This window comes from Sphingobium sp. TomTYG72, from assembly GCF_055394715.1.
On record NZ_AP027337.1, the window covers coordinates 828351 to 854435 of the forward strand.

Genomic DNA, 26085 nt, shown 5'->3' on the forward strand with positions numbered 1-26085 from the left:
GTTATTTGCCCCTGCCAGCGGCAATCCGCACCCGGTCACCCTCCAGCAGGAAAGCCCCGCCGCCCAACACGGCTCGCACGCCGGGCTTCGCGCCGCTCACTATCTCGACCATGCCACCCGCGCGCCGCCCTGTCCGCACCGAAGCGCGATGAACCCGGTCGGACTTGTCGAGCAACAGCATATAGGCGCCGTCGGCATCATAATGCACGGCGGCTTCAGGCGCGGCCAACACGGTGCCGCTGGCTTTGACGAACTCCGCCTTGGCAAATCCGCCGGGCCGCAATTGCGGGTTCACCGGCAAAGCGATGCGCGCGCGTGAAAGCCCTGTCTGATTATCGACGCGCGCGCCCAGCAGCCTGATCTTGCCCGACAGCCTGGTGCCCGACGCCAATGTGACCGTAGCGGGATCGCCGATGGACAGCGTTCCCATGGCTGCTTCCGCAACTTCGGCGTCCAATTCGACCAGATCGTCGCGCGCAATGGTGAACAGCACCGTGCCCGATGCGGACGGCTCGCCCGGCCGCGCGGATCGCTGGAGCACACGGCCCGCCACGGGCGATCGGATGATCAACCGGCTCTGGCGGGTCAGCAGGTCGTCAAGCTGCGCCTTCGCCACGCCCACTGCGGCCTGCGCCGATCGTGCGGCGATGCGCCGCTGGTCGATCGCCTCCTGCGACAGCACGCCCTGATTGTCGAGCCCCGCCACCCGGCCCGCGTCCATGCGAGCCCGCTCATAGGCGACCTGTTGCTGGCTCAACTGCGCGCGCGCCTGATCGATCTGCGAACGCAGCAGCGTATCGTCCAGCACCGCCAATACCTGTCCCGCGCCTACTCTGGCGTCTTCTTCCACCAGCACGCGGGCGATGCGATAGCCCGAAAGCTCAGGCGCGACTGCAACTTCCTCGCGCGGGATCAGTCGGCCCGAGGCGCTAAGGCCTCCTGCCAGCGCCCGATGATCGACCATGGCCACCGTCACGGTCGGCGGCGGTGGCTCCTTCGCCGCTTCCTTGCCCCCACCGCAGGCAGCAAGCAGCAGGACGAGGGGAAGCGCCATGGCAAAGGGATGCGGCTTGAAGGTCACGGCATTTCCTTGGATTGAATAGGCAGGGCGACCGGCGGCTGTTCAGGCGCCGTCGCGGGATCGTCCGGGCTCCATCCGCCGCCTAAAGCACGGAAGGCGCCAACGGCATTGCCCAGCGCCTGTGTCCGCGCATTGGTAAGGGCACGGCGCGCGGCGCGCCATGTCTGTTCCGACTGAATCAGCGTGGTAAGGTCGATCAGCCCCGCGCCATAGCCCTTGCGCCCCGCGTCAAACGCAAAGCGTGCCCGTTCCTCGGCAAGACTAAGGTCGGCGAGCCGCACCCGATCGGCAGCGACCAGTGCCAGAGCGATGTCCGCATCTCGGAAGGCTGCCTGCACTGCTGCCTCATAGCTCACCACGGCGCGTTCGCCCTGCGCCTCCGTCGCGCGCAGCTGCGCCATCAGTCGGGTGCGGTCCAGGACCGGCAGGCTCAATCCGGCAGCGATGGACCAGAGGCTGGAAACGCCGCCCGCCACCCCGGACGTGCGGTTGATGCTGCCATTGCCTTGAAGCGTGAAACGAGGGAACAGCGCCAGCCTGTCGACCTTGACGGCGCTCGTCGCTGCCGCGACCCGCGCCTCGGCAGCCAATATATCCGGCCGCCGCGTCAGCAGCGACGCGGGCAGCAGCGGCGGCACCGGCGGCGCCGTGTCGAGCCGTGCCTCTATCGGCAGGCTATCGGTCGGGGCGTCCGGCGTTCCGATCAGGACCAGCAAGGACCGCTTGGCGTTTCGCAGCGCCGTCTCGATCCGCGTCAGCTCTGCCTGCGCTGTCGCCGCATCACCTTCCAGTCGAGCCGTTTCCGAAGCCGCTACCAGCCCGCGATCGCGGCCGAGCTGCGAGGCTCGCTCCAATTCTCTCGCAATGCGCAGCCCCTCCTGCGCGTCGTCGCGTTGCACTGCCAATCCTCGCGCCTCGAACAGCGCGCTCGCAACATCGGCGGCTAGGCTCAACCGGGCAGCATGATAATCATAGGCAGCCGCCACATAGGTCGCCCGCGCCCCTTGTCCGATCGCGCCCAGCCTGCCGAACAGGTCCAGTTCCCAGCTGGGGCTGAAGGCCAGCGACTGGCTGTCACTGCGCGCGGTGGACCCGAACAGATCGGTTCCCGACAGCTGGCGGCCATCCTGTATCTTGGCCGATCCGCTGACGGCGCCCGTCGGCATGCGCTGGGACAGCGACTGGTCACGAATCGCGCGAGCCTCGCGCAGCCGGAAATAGGCTGAACGAGCGTCGGTGTTCTGCGCGAGCGCCTGTTCCACAAATGCGGAAAGTTGCGGATCGTTGAAGCGGCTCCACCACCGGTCCAGCCTTTCCTCGGCCGCCGGGGCGGGTGCCGCTTCAAACCGCTCGGGCAACGCGATCCTGGGGCGCGCGAGTTCGATCGACGGTGCGCAACCACACAGCAGCGCACAGAACAGAAGTGATGAACGGCGCGGGCCAGAAAGCGGCAAGCGGAATGACTCCAACCTTGATCGACAGCGACACGGATAGCGCCGCGACAAAAAGAAACAAGATTGTTTATTTTCAACCGAAGCTTTTTTTGCCAATGCTTTCCTTCATGACTTCCACTCCCCCCATCCGCCGCCCCGGCCGCCCCCGCCGCGAAGAAAGCGGCGACGTCGAGCAGCGCCTGGTCGACACCGCGATGCAGCTGCTCGTCGAACATGGGCCGAACCTCACGATGAATTCGATCATCGCCGCATCCGGTCTGTCGCGGAAAACCGTCTACGCCCATTATCCCAACAAATCCGCGCTGTTCGCCGCAGTAGTGCGGCAAATGCTGAATTATGGCCTCGAACCGATGACCGTCCCTCCCCGCCCCGACTGGCGCGAAAGCCTGCTCGCATTCGTTGAGGCCTGCCTTGCCGAAGTGTGCGAACCCTATGCCACCGGTATGCGCCGCCTGTTGATGTTGAACCCATCCTTCATGGAAGAAGCCCGCCCTCATATCGAACAGGTCGTCGTGCGCCGTTATCTCGATCCCATGATCGCATTTCTACAATCGCAGATCGACCAGGGCACCATCCCCGATCAGGATGTGGCTTTCGCGGCCGAGTCTCTCACCAGCCTCATCCTCTCCGAATCTCATCGCCGCTTTTTTCAGGGCGAGGCCGAAAACAGCATCGATCCGACCCATCTCAATGCTCATGCGCGCCGTTTGACCGGCTTGTTTTGCGGCGGCATCTTGGCGCCAACGCAGAGCTGTTGAAGTATGGTTTAGCATCACCCTTCCCGCTCGGCTCAACGAACCGGCGAAGCAATTTTGCTCATCCGGTTCATTTCGTACGTCGACGTTCAGAAAAGCGTTGCCAGCGTTGTCCACTCGAATATAGTGCAGGAAACGGCCCAAATTAACGAGAGCCGTTTAACAGCAACACCCTCAGGGGAGGATTATCGATGCGAATTAAGCGTGTCTTACGCGCAGCGCTTCTGTGCGCTGGCGTTTCTGCTTTTGCCGTACCCGCGCTGGCGTACGCTCAAGCCGGAGCTGAAAATAGCTCAAGCGACATCATCGTAACCGCCACGCGCCGGGCGGAAAAGCTGCAGGACGTTTCGATGTCCGTAAACGTGGCCACTGGCGAACAGCTCGAAAAATTCAAGATCTTCGACATCAAGGACGTCTCGCAACTCGCACCGGGCCTTGAGTTGAGCAACTCGACCGGGCGGAATAATACGACCACGCTGCGCGGCATCACCTTCGATCCGGATCAGGGTACCGCTCCAGCGGTCCAAGTCTATCTTAACGAAATTCCGGCCGATGCGCAGACCGTTTACACCGCCATGTACGACATCGGGCAAATTGAAGTGCTGCGCGGCCCGCAAGGTCTGCTGCGGGGCCTCTCTGCACCTGCGGGCTCCATCACGATCACGACACGGCGCCCGAACTTTGACGCGCCAGAAGGTTATGCCCAGGCAACTGCAACCGACCGCGCTGGCTATAACGTGCAGTTTGGCGCTTCTTTGCCTTTCAACGACAAGCTGGCTATTCGCCTCGCCGGCGTGGTAGACGGCAATCGCCTCAATCACGTGCGCAACGTCAATCGGAATGGCGAACGGTCAAGGAGCCGCACCGAAAGCGTGCGTGGCACCCTGGGCTGGAGACCTACGGACGATTTCACCGCCTATCTGACCTATCAATATCTGTACGCCGACAACCGGCAGTTCCAGCAGGTCATAGGCAGCGGCAACACGCCCTTCTATCTTGATGGCTTCGATTTTGCACAGCCTTCCTATGGTTTCGGCTTCATTGTGGCTCCAGACCCCTCGGTTTCGTCCGGACCGCCGTTGAGCACTTCCGACTACAAGGCGGTGCAAGAAGGGGTGTTCCGTAACCGCAACGAAACTCATATCGTCAATCTGGTGACCGATTGGGATTTGGGTCCGGCTACGCTTTCCGTCGTGGCCGCTCACCAGTTCACCAAATTGAACATCAGCCGCGACACCGACACGGGTAATGCCGTCCCCGGTTACGCGCCGGCTTCGAATGTGGTCACGCCATATAAGGTGGATACGGCCGAAATACGGTTGTCGTCAAACAACGACGAAGGGCTTGGCTGGGGCGTTGGCGCTTTTTATCAGAAGCAGACGGGCACCACGGTTGTGAATCAGGCGCAGGATACAATCATCGCCCCAACGCTACCGCTTACCCTCTCCCCTCTGGATTTGAGGATCGTGGTCCCGGTTGATTCATCGACTTGGTCGTTCAACGGCAATCTGCGTTACAAAACGGGTCCGCTGACGGTCACCGGTGGCCTACGCTACTCCATCATGAAAAATACGCAGGTCACCAGCATCTTTTTCGATCCGTTGCCCGCGTCGATCCCGTCAAATCCCATTGTGGACGGACCATTCCGTGGCAACGAGAAGCCGATCACTGGTGGCGCGACCGTCAACTACGCTTTCTCACCCGCTCTGAATGCCTATTTCTCCTATGGCCATTCTTTCCGCGCGGGCAGCCATGCGGTCGCAGCGCCCACCTTCATTTCCAACGATCTGGTTCAGACCTCACCTGAAAAGACCGATTCCTTTGAAATCGGCCTCAAAGGTTCCGCCCTCGATCGCAAGATCGATTTCACGGTCGCAGCCTTCTATCAGAAGCTCGACAATTTCTTGAATCGCTTTACTGGCATTCATTATAATGTGGTGCGCTTCGGCGGAGCCTATCAGGCTACTGGCAGCTTCGACTTCAACTACAACACTAAAGCCACAGTCAAAGGCGTGGAGGCCGAGATTAATGCTCGTCCGACTCCGGATTGGGATCTGAATATCAGCGGATCATATGCCAAGGCCCGTTTCGACAATGCCACTGTTCCATGCAACACATTCGACGCGAACGGCAACCCAACCGTCGTCGGCACGGGAGACGTGAGCTATTGCACGACCAGCGGACGCATGGCGGAAGTTCCGGATTTCACTCTGAGGGCCAACACGGAAATCCGTTTCCCCATGGGATCGGTTACACCCTATATCCGTGCCCTGCTGGATTATCGCCCCGGCTTCCATTCAGAACGCGTGAACTATAATTACCGGGATCGCGAATTGCTCAATCTGTTCTTGGGCGTGCGCTCGGATGATGCGGGCTGGGGCGTTGAACTGTTCGCACGCAATGTGCTTAATCAGAAACGTATCACGAACATCTCAGCGGGCAACAGCACCATGTCGACCTACTGTGCGCCCGGATATTATCTAAATCCGGCACTGTGCAACGGTAGTGGGTTAACACTCAATTCGGGCTATCGTGGGGTGAACGTGATGAACCCGCGCGAGCTCGGCGCAACGCTCAGCTTCAAGTGGTAATAACCTCTGTGGCCTCCCTCTCCTTTCGGGGGTAAGGGGGCGCAGACCTGTCCAATGTCTGAACCCTGTTCCTGCATTGCGGGGGCAGGGTTCTCTTTTGGCGAACAGCGGCCCTGCTGAAGAAGCGGTCGCAGAGATCAACAGATTTCTCCGCTATCGTTGATGCTTCCCCTGAACGTTCGGGAACCGCGAGCGTCGGTCATGACAGCCCACTTCAGCAACCGAGTGGTTTTAACCCATTTGGTTCTCCATATATCGGTCAGGGAGTTCTCTATGGCTCGCGCTTGCGCGTCTTTCCTCACGATAGGATGTCGGAGAATGGCCGGTCCATGCACGAAAGGCTTGGCGGAAGGCGTCTGAATCGCAATAATCCAGTCGCCCAGCGATTTCCTCGATGGACAAACCAGTCCTTCGTAACAAATGAAGTGCCAGCTCGCGGCGGCAGCTTTCGCGTACCTGACGGTAGCTTGTGCCCTCCCGCGCCAATTGACGGCGCAGCGTTGCCTCGCTTCCCCCAAGAGTAATCACTATCTCCCCAAAGGCAGGCAAGCGCCGGTCGCTCTTCAGGGCCGCCATAACAATGCCACGAACGCGTATCTCAGTTGGCATGCGCTCGGTGTCCCGCGCACTCGAAACGAACAGGAGATTGCTGAGCGGCCGACGATGATGGTCTTCCCAGCTGCGCATCACGGGATAATCCAGCAGAGACGCACTGAAATCAAAGCCGCTCCAGCCTTCGTTCAGGCGCACCGGAAAAGGCAAGGCTGGCAGGCTCAGCACCTCGAATATTTCCGGAGCATGGTTCAACCAGGCATTGCGTGCTGGGATCGCATGATCGATCAGCCAACCAAACAGGCCGTGTATTTCCATCACACCGAAAAGGTCGATCAAGCAGCCCGCTGACGTCGATCCGCCGGTTCGCATCGCTTCCAATTGAAGTTCAGCCCTGTCTCCATAGGTCCGCAGCGCCATCTTGCCACATCGCCAGTCGATGGCTTCAAAACAGTCGCAGCAACGCATGATGGCTTCACGCAAGGTTCGTGCGCTCGTCAGGCTGTACATTATGACGCGCCAATCACATGGGCCTAGCCCCCGGCGTCCTATCATCACCGCGTCCCGGCGCGCCAGTTCGTTAATCGCCTGGCTGGTCATCCGCGCAAGATCGGAAACCGGCAAGCTTCTCAATGAGCTTCCCCCATCGACCGACCGGCCTACATGGGCAAAAAGTGGCTCAGTGGACCCGAACGCTTCGGCATAAATGGCGAGCACGCGCTCAGCCACGCTCTCGGCAAGATGCCATTCGCCGGATTCCGTCTGTAATGGCCGCATTGATACTTCCCTTGATTTTCGATCAACCTAGTCGATCCAGCGCCCAGGATAAATCTTTCTGTTTCCGGTGTTGGCGCAGATTGAATGCGCGAAATTGCCGCGCCACATGATCGATTTTGGGGTGGTGGCAAAACGCAGGAAGAGTCATGAAATCTGAAGCACCCGCCTAAAGCGGCATCAGAGAGGAATATATGAAGGGCAGATTGGGATCGACCGGCGGTCGACCGACCAGAACATATGTGGCCCTGCCCCTGATCGCGGCATCCCTCATCGGCGCCGACGCGCCCACGGGCGGTGAGACCGGTGTGCATGCCTTCGTACTCAGCAATGTCTATCTTGCCCAGGGTGGGGAAAAGGATAGCTGCCCCGTACCCGATAGCGGGGACCTCGATCGATTCTATGCGATGCTGCCGCCTGCCGAGCAGGCCAAATATGCCGGCAAGGAGAAACGGCAGGAACTTGAGCAGCGGATGAACGAATATTTCAAATTCCGCAGAATATTTCTTCGCGGCGACCGCTCATCTTCCGTGACCTTCCCGCCGGGTTATGATCCAAAGGCAGAGCCAACGCAGGAGCTGGCGGCGGCGATCGGCGCCCTGAACGGTTTACCCAAAGGCGCCGGGCGGCTCGCGTTCCAGAAGCGCGAAGTGGTTTACAGCGCCTGCTCCAACCCCGCAGATTTCCCGGCATTGGCGAAGAACTTCAAGACCTATGAGGGCAAGGTTGCCGCCGGTATCAACCTGGACGGTAAAAAAGGAAAATTGGATTTCGAAGGGCCGGATGGCGCAAGTGGCGTCGATAACCGGCTTTGGCGCGCCGTCGGCTGCGTTTCCACCTTCCGCGAAAACGGCAAGGAAGTAGTCGCGGGTAAGACCATGATCTCGGCCCGGGCGCCCACTGTAATCGAGCTTCGCGGCGTCGACAGCCTTCAGGATGACCCTGAAGTGAGCGTCACCATTCTTGCTGTCAGTGAACCGCTGACCCGCGACGGCCGTGGCGGCCCGCTCGCCCGCGCCACCTTTACGCCCGACCCTGATTCCCGGCTTCGCGCCACAGTATCAGGCCGCATTACCGGAGGCGTCCTGACGACGGATCCGGTCGATCTGACCATGAACTATAAGGAACAGATAGTGGATGCGCCCCGCCACATCCGGGGCGCCCGGTTGCGTGCCAAGTTCAGCCCTGATGGCTCGATAGAAGGTAGCATCTTTGGCTATTACACACTGGACAGCTTCTATGACTCCATCGAACAGATGACGCAGAATGGTGCCAATCTGACGCGAGTATCCTGCCCCGGTATTCGCAAGGCGATCGATCGTTTCGCCGACGGCTATCGTGATCCGCGCACGGGTCGCTTCACTGCCATATCGTCGGCCTATGATTTCGTCGGCGTAAAAGCCTTTCTTGCTCCGCCCAGCCAAGTCGCACAAAGCGAGGTGCGTCCATGAAGGTCCGCGCCCTTCCCTCGCTTGCCCTGGCTGGCGCCTGCCTCACCCTTGGGCTCAGCATCGCCCTCAACGGAGCGCGCGCCGATGAAACGCACGCGGACACACCTCCCAGCCAGATCCGGCGCTTGACGGAAAGCCAGTATCGCAGCGTCATCGCCGATATTTTCGGCCCCGACATCAAGATTGTCGGCCGGTTTGAGCCAGACCTGCGCATCGACGGACTTCAGGCGGTCGGCACCAGTGCCGTCTCCGTCACGGCAGCAGGCCTTGAACGATATGAGACGTTAGCCCGCAGCATCGCGACGCAAGTGACGGACGAACAGCATCGCGGAAAACTGATCGGTTGCGCGCCTACTCCGGCGGACAAGGACGGCGCTGCTTGCGCCCGCCAGTTTATTCAACGTGTCGGCTCGCAGCTTTACCGACGCCCCTTGAGCGAGGGCGAGGTCGCGGCTCTGACAAGGTCAGCGACAGAGGCGACAACTACGCTTGGGAATTTTCACGCAGGTCTGGCGGCAACGCTCGGCGGAATGCTGACCAGCCCCGAATTTCTGTTCCGCATAGATCGCCCCGGCCCCTCGCGCCGGAGCGTCGATGCATGGTCGAAGGCAAGCCGCCTGTCCTTCTTGTTATGGAACAGTTCACCAGACCAGACATTGCTCGACGAAGCACGCAGCGGCGCGCTCGATACCCAGGCAGGACTTGCCAAGGCCGTCGATCGCCTGATCGCCTCGCCACGGTTCCATGAGGGTGTTCGCGCCTTCTTTACCGACTATCTCCGGCTGGATGGAATGGACGATCTGGCGAAGGACACCCTTATCTATCCCGCCTATTCGCAGGCCGTCGGCACTTCGTTGCGAGACCAGACGCTGCGCACCATCAACTGGTTGCTGGTGGATCGGAAGGGCGACTATCGCGATCTTTTCACGACGCGGTCCATCGCGATGAACCGCGCGCTCGGCCCGATCTACGACGTGCCGGTGACTAAGCCCGACTGGTACATTTATGAATTTCCGCAGGGTGATCCGCGAACCGGGCTGCTCACCCACGCCAGCCTGCTTTCGCAGCATTCGCATCCGGGCCGCACCTCACCGACACTTCGCGGGGTAGCGCTGCGCGAGATATTCCTTTGCGAGAAAATCCCCGCCCCGCCCGCCAACGTGAATTTCGCGGTGGTGCAGAATGTCGATAACCCGACGCTCAAGACGACCCGCGCCCGGCTACAGGCGCACCTTGATGACGAGGAATGCGCCAGCTGCCACCGCCGCACCGATCCTATAGGCTTGGGCTTGGAACAGTTTGACGGCGTCGGCCAGTTCCGAAAGGTCGAACATGACGAGGTGATCGACGTCACCGGCGATTTCGAAAAGCAGGCCTACAACGGCGCCGCTGCTCTTGGGCAATTGTTCCACGACAGCCCGCGCGTCAGCAGTTGCCTCGTCCAGTCGGCATGGCGCTACGCCAATGGACGCAATCCGGTGGAAGCAGACGGAGCCGGGATAGCGCGACTGAGCCAGGGCTTTTCGGCGGGCGGCTATCGCTTCCCATCCCTGATGCGCGCGATCGCGCTGGACCCCGCATTTTACGCTATGCCGCGCCTTGCTCCTGCAAGCCGCGTGGCAACGGTTCGCAGATCGAAGGAGACTGGCTGATGTTGATGAATGGAACGACACGGCGCGGTTTCCTGCTGCGCGGGATATTGGGCGGCGGTGCAGTTACGTTGGGGCTGCCCCTGCTGGACGCGTTTCTGGACAATAACGGCACCGCCTTTGCCGCGACGCTGGGGGGCGGGCGCCTGCCTGTGCGCTTCGGCACATGGTTCTGGGGATGCGGGATGATCCCCGATCGCTGGCAGCCAAAATCCATGGGGGCCGATTATGACCTGCCGCCACAACTTGCACCCATTGCCGCCGTGAAGCAGCATGTAAGCGTCCTGACCGGCTTCGACGTGATGCTGGATGGCAAGGGCAATCTGCCTCATCTGTCTGGCAACACCGCCGTGCGCACGGGCGCGCCCGCAGACGACTGGCTCGCCATTCGGGCACCTACGCTAGACGTCCTTATCGGCGATGCGATCGGCGGCGGCTCCTTCTTCCGTTCGCTTGATCTTTCAGCGGACGGCAATGCGCGCACCAGCTATTCATTCCGCGACGGACGCAGCATGAATGCCGCCACGCCAAGCCCGGTTGAATTTTACCGCAAGATTTTCGGCCCGGACTTCAATGATCCCAACAAGGCCGATTTCAAGCCCGATCCGCGCATCATGGTGCGCCGGAGCGTATTGTCCGGGGTTACCGAACAACGCCGCGCACTGGAAGCCAATCTGGGCGCGACCGACAAGGCCCGCCTGGACCAATATTTCACCTCCGTCCGCGAGATGGAAGGAAAGCTCGCGCTACAGTTGCAGAAGCCCCCCCCCGCCGAAGCCTGCGTCGTACCCGCCGAAGCACCGGCCATGTCAGGCGACATCACGGATGTCCAGCAACGGAAGATCAATCACAAGCTGATGGCGCAGATGCTGGCCATGGCACTGGCCTGCAACCAGACCCGCGTGTTCAACATGAATTTCTCGACAGCGGCGTCCGATCTGCGTCAGGCGGGTCAGACGACGGGGTATCACCAGAACACGCATGAGGAAATGATCGACCGCGCCATCGGGTATCAGCCGACCGTGGATTTCTTCGCCACCCGCAGTATGGAAGCCTGGGCGGATTTCGTATCAGCCCTCGCCGCGATCAAGGAAGGCGACGGCACCCTGCTCGACAACACGCTGGTGTTTGCGCATTCGGACGTGTCCTATGCCAAGAACCATGATGTTCTGGGCATTCCGGTGATGCTGGCCGGGCGCGCAGGCGGAAAGGTCAAATCCGGCATCCACGTCCATGGCAATGGAGAGTCGATCAGCCGTGTCGGCTTGACACTCCAACAGGTTATGGGAATTTCGGTCGACTCATGGGGCATGGATGCCATGAATACCAAGCGGCCCATCGGCGAAATATTGGCGTGACGATCACAGAAAGAATGAGGCAGAAGATGAAGCTTCCCTACTCCCTGGCTTTGGCAACCCTCGGCTTGGCCGCGAGCTACGCGGCCTATGCCGCCACACCTGCGGTGACCAACGCGATCAAGGCGCGCCAAGCCAGCTACAAGGAGATTGGCGGAGCTTTCAAAAGCATCAATGATGAGCTGAAGTCCGGATCACCCGACATGAACAGCGTCCGCCCGCTGGCGCGTGATATTGCCACTCGCGCCGCTTTGCTGCCGAAATATTTCCCGAAGGGCAGCGGTCCGGAATCGGGCATCAAGACACGCGCCAAGGCCGAAATCTGGAAGGATAACGCCGCCTTCGTGAAGCTTCAGGGCGACATGATCACGGCTGCGAAGGCCCTGGATGCCGCCGCCGCCAGCGGCAATGTCGCTGGCCTTGGCACGGCGCGCAGCAGCCTGGGCGGCACCTGCAAAAGCTGCCACGACCGTTTCCGCGCGGAGCTTTGATGGTGGATGCGGAAATGAGCGGTGCGCCGATGCGCGTGCGTATCTGGGATCTGCCGATCCGCCTGTTTCACTGGACACTGGTGCCATTGCTGGGTTTCGCCTGGTGGACTGCTGAAGAGCGGATGCTGGATTGGCATCGGCTCGCCGGTTACAGCATTTTCGCGCTGCTGCTCTTCCGTCTGATCTGGGGTTTCGCGGGCAGCAGCACGGCCCGTTTCTCTAACTTCGTTGGCGGCCCATCGACCCTGCTTCGCTATGTCCGCAGCCACATGTTCAACCGGGCCGCCACACCAGCCGTTGGCCATAATCCCGTTGGCGGCTGGAGTGTGATCGCGATGATCACCATTCTCGCGGTGCAGGTGGGGCTCGGCTTCTTTTCCGTGGACATCGACGGCATGGAGTCCGGTCCCTTTTCCTATCTGGTCGATTTCGAAACCGGCCGGATCGCTGCGGAATGGCACGCCTTCATCTTCAACGTCATTCTTGCCCTCACGGCTCTTCATGTCGTCGCCGTTCTTTTCTACCTTCTCCACCGGCGCGACAATCTTGTCGGACCAATGATCAGCGGAACGCGGAAATGGTCAGGAGATCGGCCAACGCTGCGGTTCGCATCGGCCTGGGGCGCGCTTATTCTCTTTCTGCTGATTGCGGGCGGAACATGGTTGCTGATCGCCCAGTTCGGCCGGACCTGACACGCAACCTGCGCTAATGCGCTATAAGGAAGGCCCTCTTCGCATTCAGCGCAGAGGGCCTTCCACTCATTTCAGGCAGTTCGCCTGAAAATCCATCTCAAGCCTTGAGATGCTTTGCCAAATGCTTGTTCATTTCGAACATGCTGGCTTTCTTGCCTCCAAATATCTTTTCAAGCTTGTCATCGGCCAGTATCTCTCGCTTGTCCTTCGGATTTTGGAGGTCATTCGCCTTTATGTAGGCCCAAATCTTCTTGACCACTTCGCTTCGCGGAATCTTGCTATCGCCAATAATGTCGGCCAGCTCAGGAGAGGGCGTAACCGGCGCGGTGATCCCTCCTCGCGCGCCACCTGTGGCCTTGCCTGTCTTCTTCACCTTGGCGACAGCCGCTTTGGTTTCCTTTTCGCCACGCTGCTCACGAGTCTGCGCCATGAACTTCTCCCTTGCTGGTCGCTAGCGGGTTGATGATCATGCCAAGTCATGAGGGACGAAAAAGTTGCCTGTCATGCGACAATCGGGTGACCGGGGCACCTCTCCGGCTGTATGGACAAGGTATATGTCCCACTCGCCAAGCCGCTTGGTCGGACGATCATGCTGTCCCGCGCCATCTGATGCACAATTTCACGTTCAGTTCGGCACCCACGATGACGATGGGGGTCAAGCCGTGCCATCTAATCCGCGCACCGGAACATTGAGACGTTTGAGCAGGTGAAGGCTGCGGACGATATTGCCGCTAAGTTCACTCGCGGGGCGGTGGCAAAGATGAAGAGCTGCTTCCGCCATGGCCTCTACAGGCTCCAGATGGTCTCGCTCATCCCATCCACCAACCGACAACGCACCTTCACTCGCCACGGCTCCGACCGGCGCCAGCGCATTGACCGCGATCTTCTCGCGTGACAACTCCACCGCCCATCCGGCCGTCAGTCGATCGAGCGCCGCCTTGGTCGTGCCGTAAAGCGTTGCATGGCCATCGCGATTGAAGCGGACGTAGCGATCATCCGTGTCATAGGGCGCGGGCGGCGGCATGTCCGCCGTGGCGCTTGATATATTCAGGATCCATCCTTCACCATGATCGCGGAAATGGGGCAGTGCCTGTTGCGACAATTCTTGCGGCGCGTGGACATTCATCTGGAAGGCCAGGTGAAAATGTTTAGGCTGCGCTTCCCAGATAGGCACAAAGCGCGACCAGGCGGCATTGTTCACCAGAATGTCCAGCCTGCCGAAATGGGCGACCGCTTCAGCGACGATACGGGGCCGATCCTGTGCGTCGGCAAGATTGGCCTTGATGGAGAAACACTCCCCTCCTCCCGCGCGGATCGCCGCCGCTGTTCCGGCAAGTGACCCAGCAAGGCTGCTATCCCCCGCATCCAATGTCCGCGCAACGATCGCGACCCTCGCTCCCTCGGCGGCAAAGCGGCGCGCAATGGCAGCGCCAATGCCCCGGCTGGCACCGGTGATGATCGCGACCCGCCCGCTCAACAGCGCCATGATCTTCTCCCTTCGACCCTTAATCCAACAGCAGATGCATTCGTCCTGTCGCGATGGGCTTGCCCTTGTCCGCCTGCCAGCAAACGGCATCGGCGTTCACAACCCGGCGCCCGACGCGAACAAGCCGGGCCTGCGCATAGCTGTCCACCATCAGCCCACCGCGCAGGAAATCGAAAGACATGTTGATCGGTTTGGGCCAGGGCTCCCTCCGATCCTGCGCGACGGCCTCAAGACATGCGAGTTCCAGCAGACTGGCAATGACGCCGCCATACAGAAACCCCGATCGCCCTTCGAGCGAAGGAGCAGCGGGCATCATCAGGACGGCGGATTCGCCATCCAGCGCAACGCTCCGGATGCCCAGCATCTGCGCGTAGGGCGTGCGAACGATCATGACTCGTCCGTGAAGAAGAAGCTGGCGGTTGCCGTGGCGATCGGCGCCTGCGGGTCGCCATCATGCACATCGCAACGGGTGAAAGCGACTTTGCGCGTTATATGATGACAATGAGCGCGCGCATGGAGGCTGTGCCCCGCCCTTGCTGGCCGCAGATAATCAATATGCAGGTCGAGCGTAGCCATCCCCCGCCACTGCCGCGTGCGCGCTATGATGGCGGAACCCGCCGCCGCATCGACCAGCGATATGATGGGTCCGGACGATACCAGGCCCGCATCGGCATCCATCAGAAATCCGGGAGCGAAAGGGCAAGCCAGTTCCGCCCAGTCCGGTCCATGATCGACAGTATAGATGCCCAGCAACGCATGATGCCCCCGCGGCGGCAGGTTCTTCAATCGCTCGAAGGCATCTTCTTCTTCCACCGTTCAGGCGTTCCCGCGCGGTTCACGCGGCAGGCCGAGCCCCCGCTCCGCGATCAGGTTGCGCTGGATCTGGTTGGTGCCACCGTAAATGGTGTCGGCGCGAGAGAAGAGGAACAGATTCGGCAGCGTATCCCATTCATATTCAGCATGATCGCTGATCTCGCCGCCCTGGCCCAACACGTCCATGGCGAGTTCCCCAAGGTCGCGGCGCCAACTGGCCCACTGAATCTTGTAGGTCAGCGCCGCGCCGTCGATTTTGGAATGATCGGTTTGCGACAGCATGCGCAAGGCCCCGTACCGCATCAGCCGCAAGCCCACTTCCGCTTTGGCGAGGCGCTGGCGGATCAGCGGATCATTCGCCGCGCCATTGGCCTTGGCCGCAGCGATGATCTCGTCAAGTTCATTGCGGAATCCCATTTGCTGACCCAGCGTCGACACACCCCGCTCGAAGGCCAGCAGGCCCATCGCGATCCGCCACCCGTCGCCCACCGCGCCGATCAGGCTGTCAGCCGGACACCGCGCGTCGGTGAAGAAGGTTTCGTTGAACTCCGCATCACCGTTGATCTGGCGGATACCCCGAATTTCGATACCCGGCTGATCGATGGGCATCATCAGGAAGGTGAGGCCCTTCGGCCCCTGCGACCCCTCTTCCGTACGCGTCACGACGAAGATCCAGTCGGAAATATGGGCAAGGCTCGTCCAGATTTTCTGGCCGTTCACGACCCATTCGCCGTCTTCAAGCCGCGCCTTCGTCCGCACGCTCGCCAGGTCCGAACCGGCATTGGGCTCGGAAAAGCCTTGACAGAAAATGGTCTTGCCGCCCGCAATGCCCGGCAGAAAGCGCTGCTTCTGCTCCTCGGTGCCGAATGTCAGGATTGTGGGACCGGCAAGCTCGATGCCGATATGGTTGACGCGACCCGGAACGCCCGCTCGGGCATATTCCTCGGCAAAGATCACCTGCTGCGCCAATGTCGCGTCGCGCCCGCCCCATTGCGATGGCCAACCGATGCAGGACCAGCGGTGCGCGGCAAGCTGCTGCTCCCACTCCTTGCGCCGTTCCGGGCTGCCGGTCAGTTTGGTGACGCCCTTGATGTCGCGAAATTCGCCCGCCATCTGGCCATTCAGCCAGTCGGCGCACTCCTGCCGGAACAGTTCTTCTTCCGGGGAAAATCCGAGTTTCACACCGCATCTCCCAGGATCATCGTGGCGATCTTCTCGCGATGCCAAACATTGCTGCCAAGCATCGTCTGCAGCGAGCGCGCCCGCTTGAAAAACAGATGCGCGTCATGCTCCCAGGTAAAGCCGATGCCGCCGTGCAACTGAATCATGTCACCGGCGCAGCGGAAATATGTGTCGGTGGCAAAGGATTTGGCGGCATGAATGGCCATCTCCGCCTCCTCGGCGCCCTCATCCACGGCGCAGGCAGCCCAATATACCGCCGACCGGGCCTGCTCGATCTCCACCATCATGTCCGCCAGCCTGTGCTTATAGGCTTGGAACGACCCGATCGGCCGACCGAACTGGATACGCTCCTTGGAATAGTCGACGGTCCGGTCGAGACAAGCCTGCGCGCCGCCCAGCGCCTCCGCCGCCGCGGCGATGAACCCAGCGCGGTGTACAGCGGTCAGCGCCGCTTCCGGATCGGCAAGCCGCTCGCCCGCCACATTGTCCAGCTGCACATGAGCGAAGGGCCGGGTCTGGTCCATGCTCGTCTGGCTCGCCACGCTGACGCCCGGCGCATCCGCGCGGACAATCCAGACCTGCCGCATGTCGGTCACTACGAACATGTCGGCAGCGGCGCCATGGGCGACGAAACGCGATCCCCCCGTCAGCCGGTCGCCATCCGACCGGATATCCGCACCATAGAAATAACCGCCGATCACCTCGGCAGAGATCAGGCGCGGCAGCCACTCATTCTGCTGCTCCGAGTCACCGCCAGCTGCGATGGCCTGAGCCGCTTGCACGAGACTGCTCAGCATGGGCAATGCCGCCACCTGAGCACCTGCGGCCTCAGAGATGATCGCCAGCTCGACCATGCCCAGACCTGCGCCGCCAGCGCCTTCCGGAAGTCCGATGCCCGATAACCCTAGCTCCTGGCAGAAAGCCTGCCAAAGCGCCCGGTCGATGCCGTCGCCCGCCATCGCCTTACGCGTGCGCTCGCTGGTGGCATTCTCCGCGAAGAAGCTGCGCGCCGTCTCCGCGATCATCTGTTGTTCGTCGGTAAATGCGAATTCCATCTCGGCCGCCCTTAAATATGTTGGCGGAGATCCTTGCCCCGGCACCCGACGGGGCCAGACATCAGCCGTCCAGTTGCCCGGCCGCTCTCTCCTGCCAATGACGGTCGGCAGTCATGTCCCGCCAAACGCCGTTCACATCCTGCTATATGAGCTTATTTTCCTTTTCAAGCGCTCATATGCGGAATTATGAAATATTTAAATTCCGAATTTCACTGTTCGGCTCGACTTTAGCTGCCAACCGTTTGCGCGTCCGTGATCCGCACTACGCGGTTACTGAACTTCACAGTTCTGACAGCCAGGGAGGTTTCGACATGATTTACCCCCTCCATCGACAGAATCTGCCCCGACGCCATCTTGTGAAGGTCGTCAAGGTCATCATAAAGGCATGTCGCCATGATGTTGCACGGCCCCAATGTGATCATCACGGCCTTGATCAGCGGTATATGCGCGATGTCGCGCGCGATCTGTCGCACATGACTGACGTCAGCCTGCACCGCGATGAAGGCCACATTAGTCGCCTTCTCAAGCTTCAATCCCGTCAGAGCGGTGAAGGCAATCAGCTTTTCCTGCTGCAACCGCTTGATCCGTCCTCTGACCGTGCCCTCATTCACGCCCAGATCGGCCGCGATCTTGCGGTTGGACACGCGCGCATCCTGCGCCAATATGTCGATCAGCTGGTGGTCCAGCTCATCGAGGTCTGGCCTCCTCATGCAAGCCTCCTGCGATCAATTGGAGCGGTGTCCAGGCCATAGCGGACGATATCGAGCCCAATCGCGGGTGTCATCGATCTTATTCCCGGCACCCTCGACAACCGATCCGTTATCAGCGAGGGAAGCTCATCAATGTCACGGAGCGTCAAGAGCAGGCTAATCTCATAATTACCCGTCACCAGATGCGCAGCGAAGACTTCAGGAAATACAGCCAGTTCTTCCGCTACATCCAGTGCCGACCGGCCACTCACCTGAACCGCCAGGTGGATAAGCACATGATAGCCGTGCACCGCAAAGTCGGACACGGCCACAACGCGCAGCATGCCCGCATCCTCCATCCGCCGGATGCGCGTCGAAACGGTGGAAGCAATCAGGTTGAGGGATTCCGCGATCTGCTGATTGGTGGCCCGACCATTTTGCCGCAGCTGTTCGACAATCTTCCGGTCCGTCTCGTCGAACGCAAACGTCTCGCTCATATACCCACTCAACCTCTTTCAACCGCTGCTCTTGCCAGCAAAGGGCAAAAAGGTCGAATCGAAAGCACATCCTCCGGCCAGCAGCATCGCCAGCACCATCCAAGGATTGGAAGCAGGGGGCATGCCATCAGTCTCGCAAGAGCGAGCCGCCATTCACATGCCATAGCTGCCCGTTAACCCATTCCCCATCGTCGGACGCCAGGAAAGCGACCGCACCCGCAATATCGTCGGGCTTGCCGAGGCGGCGGTGCGGCAAATTCTCCAGCATATTGTCCACATAATCCTGCGTCAGATGCTGGGCAACCGCTTCGGTCAGGACGACCCCAGGACAAATGCCATTGGCGCGGATGCCCTGCTTCCCGAACTTGCGGGCGACATGCCGGACGAGCGCATGCAGCGCATTCTTCGTCATCGGATAGGCGACCTGCATAGGATTGCCCGAAATGGCGGCACCCGATGAGGTATAAACCATCGCGCCGCCCCCACGCTCCAACAGCACTGGAAGCGCCGCCTGCGTCGCCAGGAAATGGCTCTTGGCATTGATCGCGAAAGACCGATCCAGCACCTCTTCCGAACAGTTCAGCACATCAATGTCGCCTTCGGTGCCACCCGCCAGATTGCTGTGGTAAAAGTCGAGCCGCCCAAACTCGGACAAGGCGGCCTCAACGATCGCCGCCTGAGACACCGCCTTCGTACCGTCGAGCACCACGCCTATCGCACGTCCGCCTTCCTCGCGGATAGCTCGCGCAGTCTCCTCGGCCCACTCGCCCACAATGTCACCGATCACGACTGATGCCCCTTCGGCCACCAGCCGCCGCGCCGTAGCCGCACCGATACCGCGTCCACCGCCCGCGACGATCCCCGCCTTACCTTCCAATCCCCGCATCATATTCTCCAATATATCAAATCGCCGGACGCCTGTTCTTCCACGGCGCAGCACCTTCCAACTGCCCGGCCAGGCGAAACAGCAGCGCCTCGTCGCCATAGCGCCCCGTAAACATCACCCCGATCGGCAGACCCGCCGAAGACATGGCCAGTGGCACCGACATGGCAGGCTGGCCGGTCATGTTCGCAACCTGCGTAAAGGGCGAGAAGACCGCCGCGCGCTGTCCCCACGCCGCAAAATCGACATCAGGGGTCAGGCTGATCTGGCCCAACTTCAGCGGCGGAGCGGCCAAAGTGGGCGAAAGGATCACGTCATATTTTCCCATGAACTGCGCCATGGTTATAGCCGCTGCCTGGAGCGTGTTGTTCGCGCGAGCAAAATCCATGCCGGTCGCCTTCTGCCCATAGCCCACAAAGCCCAGCGTGATCGGCTCCAGCACATCCGGCCCGATCGCGATGCCCGTCGCCTTGGCGCGATCCATCATGTCTGCGGCCACGGACGAACCGATCAGCACGAAACTCGCCGCCCCCATCGCCGCGATGTCCAGCTTCGGCGCTGCTTCCTCAACATGATGGCCCAGGCTCTCGCACAACCGCGCCGCTTTGCGCGCCGCTTCCACGCATTCCGGGTCGACCGGCGATCCAGCAGGCGCATTCAGCATCAACGCTATCCGCAAGCGCCCCGGCGCCTTCCCGACTTGCGACAGGAAAGTCTCGCCCAGCGTCGGCGCTGCATAGCGCCCGCCCGGCTCTGGCCCCTGCGTGGCATCCAATATAGCGGCAGAGTCCCGCACACTGCGAGTGACGCCATGATGCACCGACAGTCCACCCCAGCCTTCGGTGCGCGGCGGCCCCATAGGTACGCGTCCCCGGCTAGGCTTCAATCCGAACAGCCCGCAACAGGACGCCGGAATACGGATCGACCCGCCGCCATCGGTGGCGTGCGCGGCAGGGAGCACTCCTGCGGCCACCGCTGCTGCTGCACCGCCCGACGATCCGCCCGTAATCCGGCTCACGTCCCAAGGGTTGCGCGTGTCGCCAGTCAGCTTGTTCTCGGTCGTCCCGGTCAGGCCCAGTTCCGGCACCGTCGTCTTGCCAAAGATGACGAAGCCAGCCTTCTCGATGCGCCGCACCAGCTCGGACGTTACCTCAGGTTTGTATCCCTTGTAGAAGCGACTGCCATTTTCGGTCGGTAGACCCGCAATATAGGTGTTGAGGTCCTTCAGTAGCCAAGGAACGCCGCTAAACGGCCCTTGCGGTAAACCCTCGGCAATCGCCGCGCGGCCATAATCATAATGTTTCTGCGCAAGGAAGTTGAACCGGGGATTCAGCACCTCCGCCTTGCCGATCGCCGCCTCCAGCAATTCGCCGGGCGAAACCTGCTTCTTGGCGACAAGTTCGGCCAGCCCAAGCGCGTCGTGCACGTCGAGCGGAGTGGAGCGCGGCGTCGCAGCCTTGCCATTGCCCGCCAGCCCCACAAGCGCCGCACCGCCTGCCATTGTTTCCCGGCGTGTCATGTCCATTTCTATCTCTCCAAGAGGTTCCTTTGGCGTGACAGCCATAGGAGATCATCCACCCCCGCCCCGTTCGCCCTGAGCCTGTCGAAGGGCCTCACTCTCTTTTTGAAGAAGAAGAGGGCTTCTACATTCGAATGAGACAAGCGGCTCGTTCGAACAGCCCGAACGGGCCTGGTGGGTGCAATGGACGTAAGCCGCGCTATACCTCTGCCGCCGCATCCCGATCCGCATAATAGCGCGCATAATATTTGCGGAACTGCGGGATCGGGCCATCACCATCGCAGATGATCGGGTTCGGCTCGAATTTCTGCCGGTCCCACACGACCTTGTCCTGATCGAACTGCTTGCAGATGTCGCGGATGATCGCCTTGGCAACGCCTGCGCGCTCGCCTTCAGCCTGCGCCTTGGGCTGAGTGAAGCAGAAGCGCACATGCACATGATCGAGTTCGACCGGGGCCAGACATGCGACCAGCAGCGTCTCCGAAATCCCGGTAAAGCGCGTCCAGCTCTGCCCCGGCCCCATCGTGTCATAGCTGATGCAGCCATCGACCTCGCCCCAGGGCGTGCCCATCTTCGCCTTCACGTCGGCGCCCCTACCCCACTCGCCCCAGCGCAGTTCGCCCAGCGGCACGTTCGCGGTGCCGTGGATGAAACGGAAATGCGCTACGTCCACGCCATTTTCCGCCATATTCTGAAGCGAACCCCACACATTCCACTCATGAACCTCAAAATCGGTCCATTCAGGATCGCTCGCCTCTGGCAGCACCGCGACTTCGAACAGTGGCGCGACGTCCTGCGGGTGATACCAGGCCCAGATAAAGCGGTTTTCCTCAGTGATGTGCCAGTTGCGCGTGCACTTCCGCTTCACCTGCGGCGGGATATTGCGGGCATAGGGAACCTCCTTCACCACCGCCTCATCGCCATCATAGCGCCAGGCATGGAAAGGGCACTCCAGCAAATTGCCATGCACCTTGCCGCCATGGCCCATATGCGCGCCCAGATGCTTGCAATAGGCGTCCAGCATGCGGACCTTGCCATCCTCGCCGCGCCAGATCGCCAAATCCTTGGAGAAGTAACGCAGCGGCTTCACCTCGCCGACCTGCAATTCCGAAGAGAGCAGGATCGGATACCAGCCAAAGGGAATGCCGATATTGAGGTTACGCTCCTCGATCGACGCGCGATCCTTCACCTCGGCGAGCCGCCAGTCGAGCAGGTCCTGCCCTTTCAGCTTTTCCAATATCTGCCAGACGGCAACAGGCGGGGTACGCGCATCAGTGGCAGCGCTGGTTTGGGCGTTGGACATGGGAAAGCTCCGTCAGATTATTTTAAAGACCAAAGACCTTGATGGCGTTCTCGCGCAGGAATTTCGGCCAGACTTCGTCCTTGAAAGGGACATTCTGCATGTCACTGAATATCCGCTCCAGGCTGAGGCCCATCGGGAAATAGCCCGCGTAGATGATCTTGTCCGCGCCGCGCGTATTGGCGTAGTCGATGATCGCCTTGGGGTAGTGCTTGGGCGCAAAGGCGCTGGTCGAATAATAGAGGTTAGGCCATTTCAGCATCAGCTTGACGGCGAGAGCCTCCCAAGGCTCCGCGCCGTGACGCATCACGACCTTCAACTCCGGGAAGAACCAGCATACCTCGTCCAGATGCTCAACCTTTTGCGTTTCCATCGGAATACGCGGACCCGGAATACCGGCATTCAGCAGCACAGGCAGGCCGAGTTCGGCGGCAACCGTATAGAGCGGGAACATATATTTGTGGTTGATCGCCACCTGCGGCAGCGTGCCCGCCGGGAAGACGCTGATCGCCGACAGCCCGACTTCGGCATGGATACGCTTGATCCGCCTTACTTCCTCCATGCCCTTGTTCGGATCACAGGGCAGGTCGAAGAAGAAGCGGTCGCCGTACATTTCCTTCGCACGGTAGGACGTCGCATTGTCATTCCACCCGACCAGTGCCTTGTCGATGCCAAATTGGTCCATCTGCTCGACAGTCCAGGACACGAAATCATCGACCTTGCCGGTCTGGGGAATGTCCTTGAACATATATTGCGCGGGCATCGCGAACTGCTGGAGCGTCTGCTGATCCTTGATCAGCGGACGGAACGGATCGAACCAGGCGGAACGATCTTCCGCCTCCGGAATCCCCAGCATGCAGTCGATTATCTTTATGTCCTTGGGCATGCCCATGGGAACTCTCCTGTTCAGTTGTTTTCGGCCAACTCGGGCCACAGCGCACGAAGCGCGATCTTGTTGATCTTCTGCGATTGGTTGCGCGGCAGCGGCTTGGCCGAAAAAGCGACACGCACCGGCGCCTTGTAGGGCGCAAGCCTGCCCGCGACCCAATCGATGACGCTACGCTCATCCAGGCCCTCCGCCTGAACCACCGCGACCAGCGCCTCGCCTAGTCGCTCGTCCGCGATCCCGAACGTCGCGCATTCAGTGATCTGCGGCATTTCGCTCAGGACGCGCTCGACTTCGGCGCAATAGATATTTTCGCCGCCTGAAATCACCATGTCCTTGGCGCGATCGACGATGAAGATATAGCCGTCCTCATCCTGATACCCGATGTCGCCAGTGCGCAGCCAGCCATCGGTCGTAAGGCTCTTCGCCGTATCCTCTGGCCTGTTCCAATAACCGTTCATGATCATGGCGCTGCGCACGATGATCTCGCCGGTCTCATTGGGGCCACAGACCGCGCCGTCCTCGCGCTCGATCCGCAAATCCACCAGCGGCAGCACCCGCCCCGCCGACGCGCGCCGAGCCAGAAAGTCCGCGCCTACCGCCTGAGCGATCGCGCCCGATGTCTCGGTCATGCCATAGCCGGTCCCGATCATCGCATGGGGGCACAGCTTACGCACCTCTTCCAGCAGGTTGAGCGGCAATGCCTGCCCGCCCGATCCGATATTCCGCACGGAACTCAGGTCCACATCCTTCGTGCGTGCGCGGTGCACCATGTCCCACAGCATCGTGGGCACGGTCGAAAGCTGCGTCACCCGCTCCCGCTCGATCAGCCGGACAGCCTCTTCCGCTTCCCAGCGGCGCATGACGACGATCTTGCCGCCCGACAGGAAGGGCGCAAGGAAACCAGCACCCAGCCCCGAAATGTGAAAGAGAGGATAAACCAGCAGAATTGCCTGAGGCGGCACCTGCGCTGCGATGGCTTCCACCGGAACCCCATATTCGAGCGCCATGTTGTGCAGCACCATCATTCCGGTCAGCTGCGTGCCCAGCAATCCGGTAATCAGGCTGCGGTGGGAAAGCACCGCGCCCTTTACCCGTCCGGTCGTTCCCGATGTGAACAATATGGCACAGGGATCGCCCGGTCCCGCAGCTGTATTGTTCGCAATCGGTGACGTGTCACCACCCCACGGCTGCGTCACGTCGATCAGACGCCCCGCATAGCCTCCGTCGCGCAGCAAAGCCGCCCTTTCGGTGTCCGCCAAAACGAGGTCCGGCGTAACCTCCTCGACCATCGCGTGAAGCTCGGCGGGCGACCCGCGGCTATTGAGCAATGCCGCAACGCCGCCCTGCTTCACAACCGCCAGAAACGCCACCACCCACTCCGCGCGGTTGCGCATGCAGATCGCGACCCGCTGCCCCCGCTCGACGCCCAACCGGGCGGCCAGCTCATCCCGCCAGGCAAACATATCCGCAAAGCTCAGCCGTCGCTCACCCTCCGGCCCGTCAAAATCAACGATACAGACCTGCTCTCCGAAGCGGCGCGCGCCTTCTATCAATTGATTGAGGTCCGACGGCGCGTTCACGAAGAAGCGCAGCCCATCCTGCTCGCCAATCTCAAAAGGCGTTCCTGGCGCGGTGACTGTAGCGAAAATTGGGTCGATCTTGCTCATGCTATCCTTGGGGATCACTCTACCGCCGTGGAATTTCTCGACGGGAGGTTGCGCCGGAGCCGCAGCCCGCGCGCGTTCCCGACATCCTCTATCCTCGACTCGTCGCCTGCTTTTGTTGAGACCGACTTTATTCCGTCATTCGCGTAATTCAACAATATTATTTTTCCGCACGTTCCAGGCTGCCGTTGATACTGCCTCCGCAAGCGGGGAAGTGGCTGAAATACCCTGAAATCGAAAAGATTTTCGCACAATCTCAACCTGAGAAATAGCGGATCACAACCTCATTCCGATGCCGTCATATATCCGTTACGACGTCCCAAAACATCCACATTCGGAATTTATAGATTTACAAATTACGAATTCTGAATGATCCTGAGTCGCATCGCACCGGTCTCGGCAAGAGTGCGATTCTGTTAGGTGAGGTTCTGGACGTCGAATGAGCGAGGATTTTCAAGGCCGCGTCGCCATCATCACGGGCGGCAGCGATGGCATCGGCCTCGCGACCGCCACCTTGTTGGCGCAGCGCGGCGCTCAGGTCGTCATCTGCGGCCGCAGGCAGGCGCTGCTCGACAGCGCGCGCGACAGCATCTCTGCACAAGGCGGCCGGATCGAAGCAATCCAACTCGACGTCACTGACACCGATGCCCTTGCGGCGATGGTCGAAGGCACCGCGCAAAAATATGGGCGCCTCGACATGCTGGTAAACAACGCCATGTCGACCCATTATGCGCCGATCAGCAAACTGACGCTGGAACATTGGCGCAAGGATTTCGCCGTCAACAGCGACGCCGCCTTCGTCAGCACCAAGGCCGCCCTGAAAGTAATGGCTCAGGCGGGCAAGGGATCGATCGTCAACATCGCCTCGACCTGCGGCATCCGCGCGACCGTGAACATGGCAAGCTATTCCGCCTCAAAGGCCGCGCTGATGCACTTCACGGCCGCCGCCGCGATGGAGGCTGCGCCACTGGGCATCAGGATAAACGCGATCATTCCCGGCCAGGTGCAAACCGCACCAACCGAACTGTTCTCGGCACGCGCAGCGGACACTGCCGCTCGCACCACCGCAGCCATACCGATGCAGCGTGGGGGCCAGCCCGAAGAACTGGCCCATGCCATCGTCTTCATGCTGTCCGACGCTGCAAGTTACATCACGGGAACAGCTCTACCCGTCGATGGCGGGAAGGCAGCTCAACTTTACATGCCGACCTGAGGCCCAAACCAGCAACATCCAGAACTGAATAGTCCGGCACACGCAAATAG

Annotated in this window: 24 protein-coding genes; 8 read left to right on the top strand and 16 right to left on the bottom strand. The window is 60.8% G+C overall.

The window, feature by feature from the left end:
• Position 1: 1 nt before the first annotated feature.
• Together ACZ5U1_RS17095 and ACZ5U1_RS17100 are read right to left on the bottom strand one after the other, a co-directional pair.
• On the bottom strand, positions 2 to 1081 hold the full coding sequence (locus tag ACZ5U1_RS17095; protein WP_464780332.1) for an efflux RND transporter periplasmic adaptor subunit: 1080 nt from the start codon (positions 1079 to 1081) through the stop codon (positions 2 to 4).
• The gene (locus ACZ5U1_RS17100; RefSeq protein WP_464780333.1) at positions 1078 to 2586 is read right to left on the bottom strand and encodes an efflux transporter outer membrane subunit; all 1509 of its coding nucleotides are present in this window, start codon (positions 2584 to 2586) and stop codon (positions 1078 to 1080) included. The genes ACZ5U1_RS17095 and ACZ5U1_RS17100 overlap by 4 nt, the downstream gene beginning before the upstream one ends.
• Here ACZ5U1_RS17100 and ACZ5U1_RS17105 point away from each other — a divergent pair.
• Together ACZ5U1_RS17105 and ACZ5U1_RS17110 are read left to right on the top strand one after the other, a co-directional pair.
• Entirely contained in the window at positions 2508 to 3293 is a 786-nt protein-coding gene (locus ACZ5U1_RS17105) for a TetR/AcrR family transcriptional regulator (protein ID WP_464780334.1), read from the top strand. The genes ACZ5U1_RS17100 and ACZ5U1_RS17105 overlap by 79 nt on opposite strands.
• 188 nt (positions 3294 to 3481) lie before the next feature.
• Positions 3482 to 5881: a TonB-dependent receptor gene (locus tag ACZ5U1_RS17110; RefSeq protein WP_464780335.1), complete on the top strand. Its 2400-nt coding sequence runs from the start codon at positions 3482 to 3484 to the stop codon at positions 5879 to 5881.
• Positions 5882 to 6112: 231 nt separating this feature from the next.
• On the opposite strand, the gene ACZ5U1_RS17115 is transcribed toward ACZ5U1_RS17110, so the two are convergent.
• Positions 6113 to 7210 (bottom strand): AraC family transcriptional regulator, encoded by a 1098-nt coding sequence (locus ACZ5U1_RS17115; RefSeq protein WP_464780336.1) that lies wholly within the window; start codon positions 7208 to 7210, stop codon positions 6113 to 6115.
• A 191-nt stretch (positions 7211 to 7401) separates the two neighbouring features.
• Here ACZ5U1_RS17115 and ACZ5U1_RS17120 point away from each other — a divergent pair, with 191 nt between their 5' ends.
• From ACZ5U1_RS17120 to ACZ5U1_RS17140, 5 genes are read left to right on the top strand one after another with little or no spacing between them, the layout of a single operon-like run.
• The gene (locus tag ACZ5U1_RS17120) at positions 7402 to 8658 is read left to right on the top strand and encodes a hypothetical protein (RefSeq protein ID WP_464780337.1); all 1257 of its coding nucleotides are present in this window, start codon (positions 7402 to 7404) and stop codon (positions 8656 to 8658) included.
• The gene (locus tag ACZ5U1_RS17125) at positions 8655 to 10310 is read left to right on the top strand and encodes a DUF1592 domain-containing protein (protein WP_464780338.1); all 1656 of its coding nucleotides are present in this window, start codon (positions 8655 to 8657) and stop codon (positions 10308 to 10310) included. Before ACZ5U1_RS17120 ends, ACZ5U1_RS17125 begins: the two co-directional genes overlap by 4 nt.
• Positions 10310 to 11665, top strand: a complete 1356-nt coding sequence (locus ACZ5U1_RS17130; protein ID WP_464780339.1) for a DUF1552 domain-containing protein — start codon at positions 10310 to 10312, stop codon at positions 11663 to 11665. The genes ACZ5U1_RS17125 and ACZ5U1_RS17130 overlap by 1 nt, the downstream gene beginning before the upstream one ends.
• 26 nt (positions 11666 to 11691) lie before the next feature.
• Positions 11692 to 12153, top strand: a complete 462-nt coding sequence (locus ACZ5U1_RS17135) for a c-type cytochrome (RefSeq protein ID WP_464780340.1) — start codon at positions 11692 to 11694, stop codon at positions 12151 to 12153.
• The gene (locus ACZ5U1_RS17140) at positions 12153 to 12845 is read left to right on the top strand and encodes a cytochrome b/b6 domain-containing protein (RefSeq protein WP_464780341.1); all 693 of its coding nucleotides are present in this window, start codon (positions 12153 to 12155) and stop codon (positions 12843 to 12845) included. The genes ACZ5U1_RS17135 and ACZ5U1_RS17140 overlap by 1 nt, the downstream gene beginning before the upstream one ends.
• 97 nt (positions 12846 to 12942) lie before the next feature.
• Here ACZ5U1_RS17140 and ACZ5U1_RS17145 read toward each other — a convergent pair whose 3' ends face one another.
• The 13 genes from ACZ5U1_RS17145 to ACZ5U1_RS17205 all read right to left on the bottom strand — a co-directional run bounded on the left by ACZ5U1_RS17145 (position 12943) and on the right by ACZ5U1_RS17205 (position 24825).
• Entirely contained in the window at positions 12943 to 13275 is a 333-nt protein-coding gene (locus tag ACZ5U1_RS17145) for an SWIB/MDM2 domain-containing protein (protein ID WP_464780342.1), read from the bottom strand.
• A gap of 225 nt (positions 13276 to 13500) precedes the next feature.
• Positions 13501 to 14331 (bottom strand): SDR family NAD(P)-dependent oxidoreductase, encoded by an 831-nt coding sequence (locus ACZ5U1_RS17150; protein WP_464780343.1) that lies wholly within the window; start codon positions 14329 to 14331, stop codon positions 13501 to 13503.
• Positions 14332 to 14350: 19 nt separating this feature from the next.
• Positions 14351 to 14722 carry a PaaI family thioesterase gene (locus ACZ5U1_RS17155; RefSeq protein WP_464780344.1) on the bottom strand — a complete coding sequence of 124 codons (372 nt, stop codon included), beginning with the start codon at positions 14720 to 14722 and terminating at the stop codon, positions 14351 to 14353.
• Positions 14719 to 15144 carry a PaaI family thioesterase gene (locus tag ACZ5U1_RS17160; RefSeq protein ID WP_464780345.1) on the bottom strand — a complete coding sequence of 142 codons (426 nt, stop codon included), beginning with the start codon at positions 15142 to 15144 and terminating at the stop codon, positions 14719 to 14721. Before ACZ5U1_RS17160 ends, ACZ5U1_RS17155 begins: the two co-directional genes overlap by 4 nt.
• A 3-nt stretch (positions 15145 to 15147) precedes the next feature.
• Complete coding sequence (locus ACZ5U1_RS17165; protein WP_464780346.1) at positions 15148 to 16326, bottom strand: acyl-CoA dehydrogenase family protein; 1179 nt, start codon at positions 16324 to 16326, stop codon at positions 15148 to 15150.
• Positions 16323 to 17381, bottom strand: a complete 1059-nt coding sequence (locus ACZ5U1_RS17170) for an acyl-CoA dehydrogenase family protein (protein WP_464780347.1) — start codon at positions 17379 to 17381, stop codon at positions 16323 to 16325. Before ACZ5U1_RS17170 ends, ACZ5U1_RS17165 begins: the two co-directional genes overlap by 4 nt.
• A gap of 227 nt (positions 17382 to 17608) precedes the next feature.
• Positions 17609 to 18091: an Lrp/AsnC family transcriptional regulator gene (locus ACZ5U1_RS17175; RefSeq protein WP_464780348.1), complete on the bottom strand. Its 483-nt coding sequence runs from the start codon at positions 18089 to 18091 to the stop codon at positions 17609 to 17611.
• A complete protein-coding gene (locus tag ACZ5U1_RS17180) occupies positions 18088 to 18567 on the bottom strand; it encodes an Lrp/AsnC family transcriptional regulator (RefSeq protein WP_464780349.1) in 480 nt (159 codons plus the stop codon). The genes ACZ5U1_RS17175 and ACZ5U1_RS17180 overlap by 4 nt, the downstream gene beginning before the upstream one ends.
• A 127-nt stretch (positions 18568 to 18694) precedes the next feature.
• Positions 18695 to 19456 carry an SDR family NAD(P)-dependent oxidoreductase gene (locus ACZ5U1_RS17185; RefSeq protein WP_464780350.1) on the bottom strand — a complete coding sequence of 254 codons (762 nt, stop codon included), beginning with the start codon at positions 19454 to 19456 and terminating at the stop codon, positions 18695 to 18697.
• 13 nt (positions 19457 to 19469) lie between these two features.
• Complete coding sequence (locus ACZ5U1_RS17190) at positions 19470 to 20975, bottom strand: amidase (RefSeq protein ID WP_464780351.1); 1506 nt, start codon at positions 20973 to 20975, stop codon at positions 19470 to 19472.
• Positions 20976 to 21168: 193 nt separating this feature from the next.
• Positions 21169 to 22272, bottom strand: coding sequence for a Rieske 2Fe-2S domain-containing protein (locus ACZ5U1_RS17195; protein WP_464780352.1), 1104 nt, complete (start codon positions 22270 to 22272; stop codon positions 21169 to 21171).
• Between the two features lie 22 nt (positions 22273 to 22294).
• Positions 22295 to 23161, bottom strand: coding sequence for an amidohydrolase family protein (locus ACZ5U1_RS17200; protein WP_464780353.1), 867 nt, complete (start codon positions 23159 to 23161; stop codon positions 22295 to 22297).
• 14 nt (positions 23162 to 23175) lie between these two features.
• A complete protein-coding gene (locus ACZ5U1_RS17205) occupies positions 23176 to 24825 on the bottom strand; it encodes a class I adenylate-forming enzyme family protein (protein WP_464780354.1) in 1650 nt (549 codons plus the stop codon).
• 436 nt (positions 24826 to 25261) lie between these two features.
• Here ACZ5U1_RS17205 and ACZ5U1_RS17210 point away from each other — a divergent pair, with 436 nt between their 5' ends.
• Positions 25262 to 26035 (top strand): SDR family NAD(P)-dependent oxidoreductase, encoded by a 774-nt coding sequence (locus ACZ5U1_RS17210; RefSeq protein WP_464780355.1) that lies wholly within the window; start codon positions 25262 to 25264, stop codon positions 26033 to 26035.
• The last annotated feature ends 50 nt before the right edge of the window (positions 26036 to 26085 follow it).

Excerpts from the sequence above, each read along its gene's own strand:
- ACZ5U1_RS17105 (WP_464780334.1), top strand. The coding sequence starts at position 2,508 with ATGAACGGCGCGGGCCAGAAAGCGGCAAGCGGAATGACTCCAACCTTG.
- ACZ5U1_RS17110 (WP_464780335.1), top strand. The coding sequence starts at position 3,482 with ATGCGAATTAAGCGTGTCTTACGCGCAGCGCTTCTGTGCGCTGGCGTT.
- ACZ5U1_RS17115 (WP_464780336.1), bottom strand. The coding sequence starts at position 7,210 with ATGCGGCCATTACAGACGGAATCCGGCGAATGGCATCTTGCCGAGAGC.
- ACZ5U1_RS17120 (WP_464780337.1), top strand. The coding sequence starts at position 7,402 with ATGAAGGGCAGATTGGGATCGACCGGCGGTCGACCGACCAGAACATAT.
- ACZ5U1_RS17125 (WP_464780338.1), top strand. The coding sequence starts at position 8,655 with ATGAAGGTCCGCGCCCTTCCCTCGCTTGCCCTGGCTGGCGCCTGCCTC.
- ACZ5U1_RS17130 (WP_464780339.1), top strand. The coding sequence starts at position 10,310 with ATGTTGATGAATGGAACGACACGGCGCGGTTTCCTGCTGCGCGGGATA.
- ACZ5U1_RS17135 (WP_464780340.1), top strand. The coding sequence starts at position 11,692 with ATGAAGCTTCCCTACTCCCTGGCTTTGGCAACCCTCGGCTTGGCCGCG.
- ACZ5U1_RS17140 (WP_464780341.1), top strand. The coding sequence starts at position 12,153 with ATGGTGGATGCGGAAATGAGCGGTGCGCCGATGCGCGTGCGTATCTGG.
- ACZ5U1_RS17145 (WP_464780342.1), bottom strand. The coding sequence starts at position 13,275 with ATGGCGCAGACTCGTGAGCAGCGTGGCGAAAAGGAAACCAAAGCGGCT.
- ACZ5U1_RS17150 (WP_464780343.1), bottom strand. The coding sequence starts at position 14,331 with ATGGCGCTGTTGAGCGGGCGGGTCGCGATCATCACCGGTGCCAGCCGG.
- ACZ5U1_RS17155 (WP_464780344.1), bottom strand. The coding sequence starts at position 14,722 with ATGATCGTTCGCACGCCCTACGCGCAGATGCTGGGCATCCGGAGCGTT.
- ACZ5U1_RS17170 (WP_464780347.1), bottom strand. The coding sequence starts at position 17,381 with ATGGAATTCGCATTTACCGACGAACAACAGATGATCGCGGAGACGGCG.
- ACZ5U1_RS17175 (WP_464780348.1), bottom strand. The coding sequence starts at position 18,091 with ATGAGGAGGCCAGACCTCGATGAGCTGGACCACCAGCTGATCGACATA.
- ACZ5U1_RS17180 (WP_464780349.1), bottom strand. The coding sequence starts at position 18,567 with ATGAGCGAGACGTTTGCGTTCGACGAGACGGACCGGAAGATTGTCGAA.
- ACZ5U1_RS17185 (WP_464780350.1), bottom strand. The coding sequence starts at position 19,456 with ATGATGCGGGGATTGGAAGGTAAGGCGGGGATCGTCGCGGGCGGTGGA.
- ACZ5U1_RS17190 (WP_464780351.1), bottom strand. The coding sequence starts at position 20,975 with ATGGACATGACACGCCGGGAAACAATGGCAGGCGGTGCGGCGCTTGTG.
- ACZ5U1_RS17195 (WP_464780352.1), bottom strand. The coding sequence starts at position 22,272 with ATGTCCAACGCCCAAACCAGCGCTGCCACTGATGCGCGTACCCCGCCT.
- ACZ5U1_RS17200 (WP_464780353.1), bottom strand. The coding sequence starts at position 23,161 with ATGGGCATGCCCAAGGACATAAAGATAATCGACTGCATGCTGGGGATT.
- ACZ5U1_RS17205 (WP_464780354.1), bottom strand. The coding sequence starts at position 24,825 with ATGAGCAAGATCGACCCAATTTTCGCTACAGTCACCGCGCCAGGAACG.
- ACZ5U1_RS17210 (WP_464780355.1), top strand. The coding sequence starts at position 25,262 with ATGAGCGAGGATTTTCAAGGCCGCGTCGCCATCATCACGGGCGGCAGC.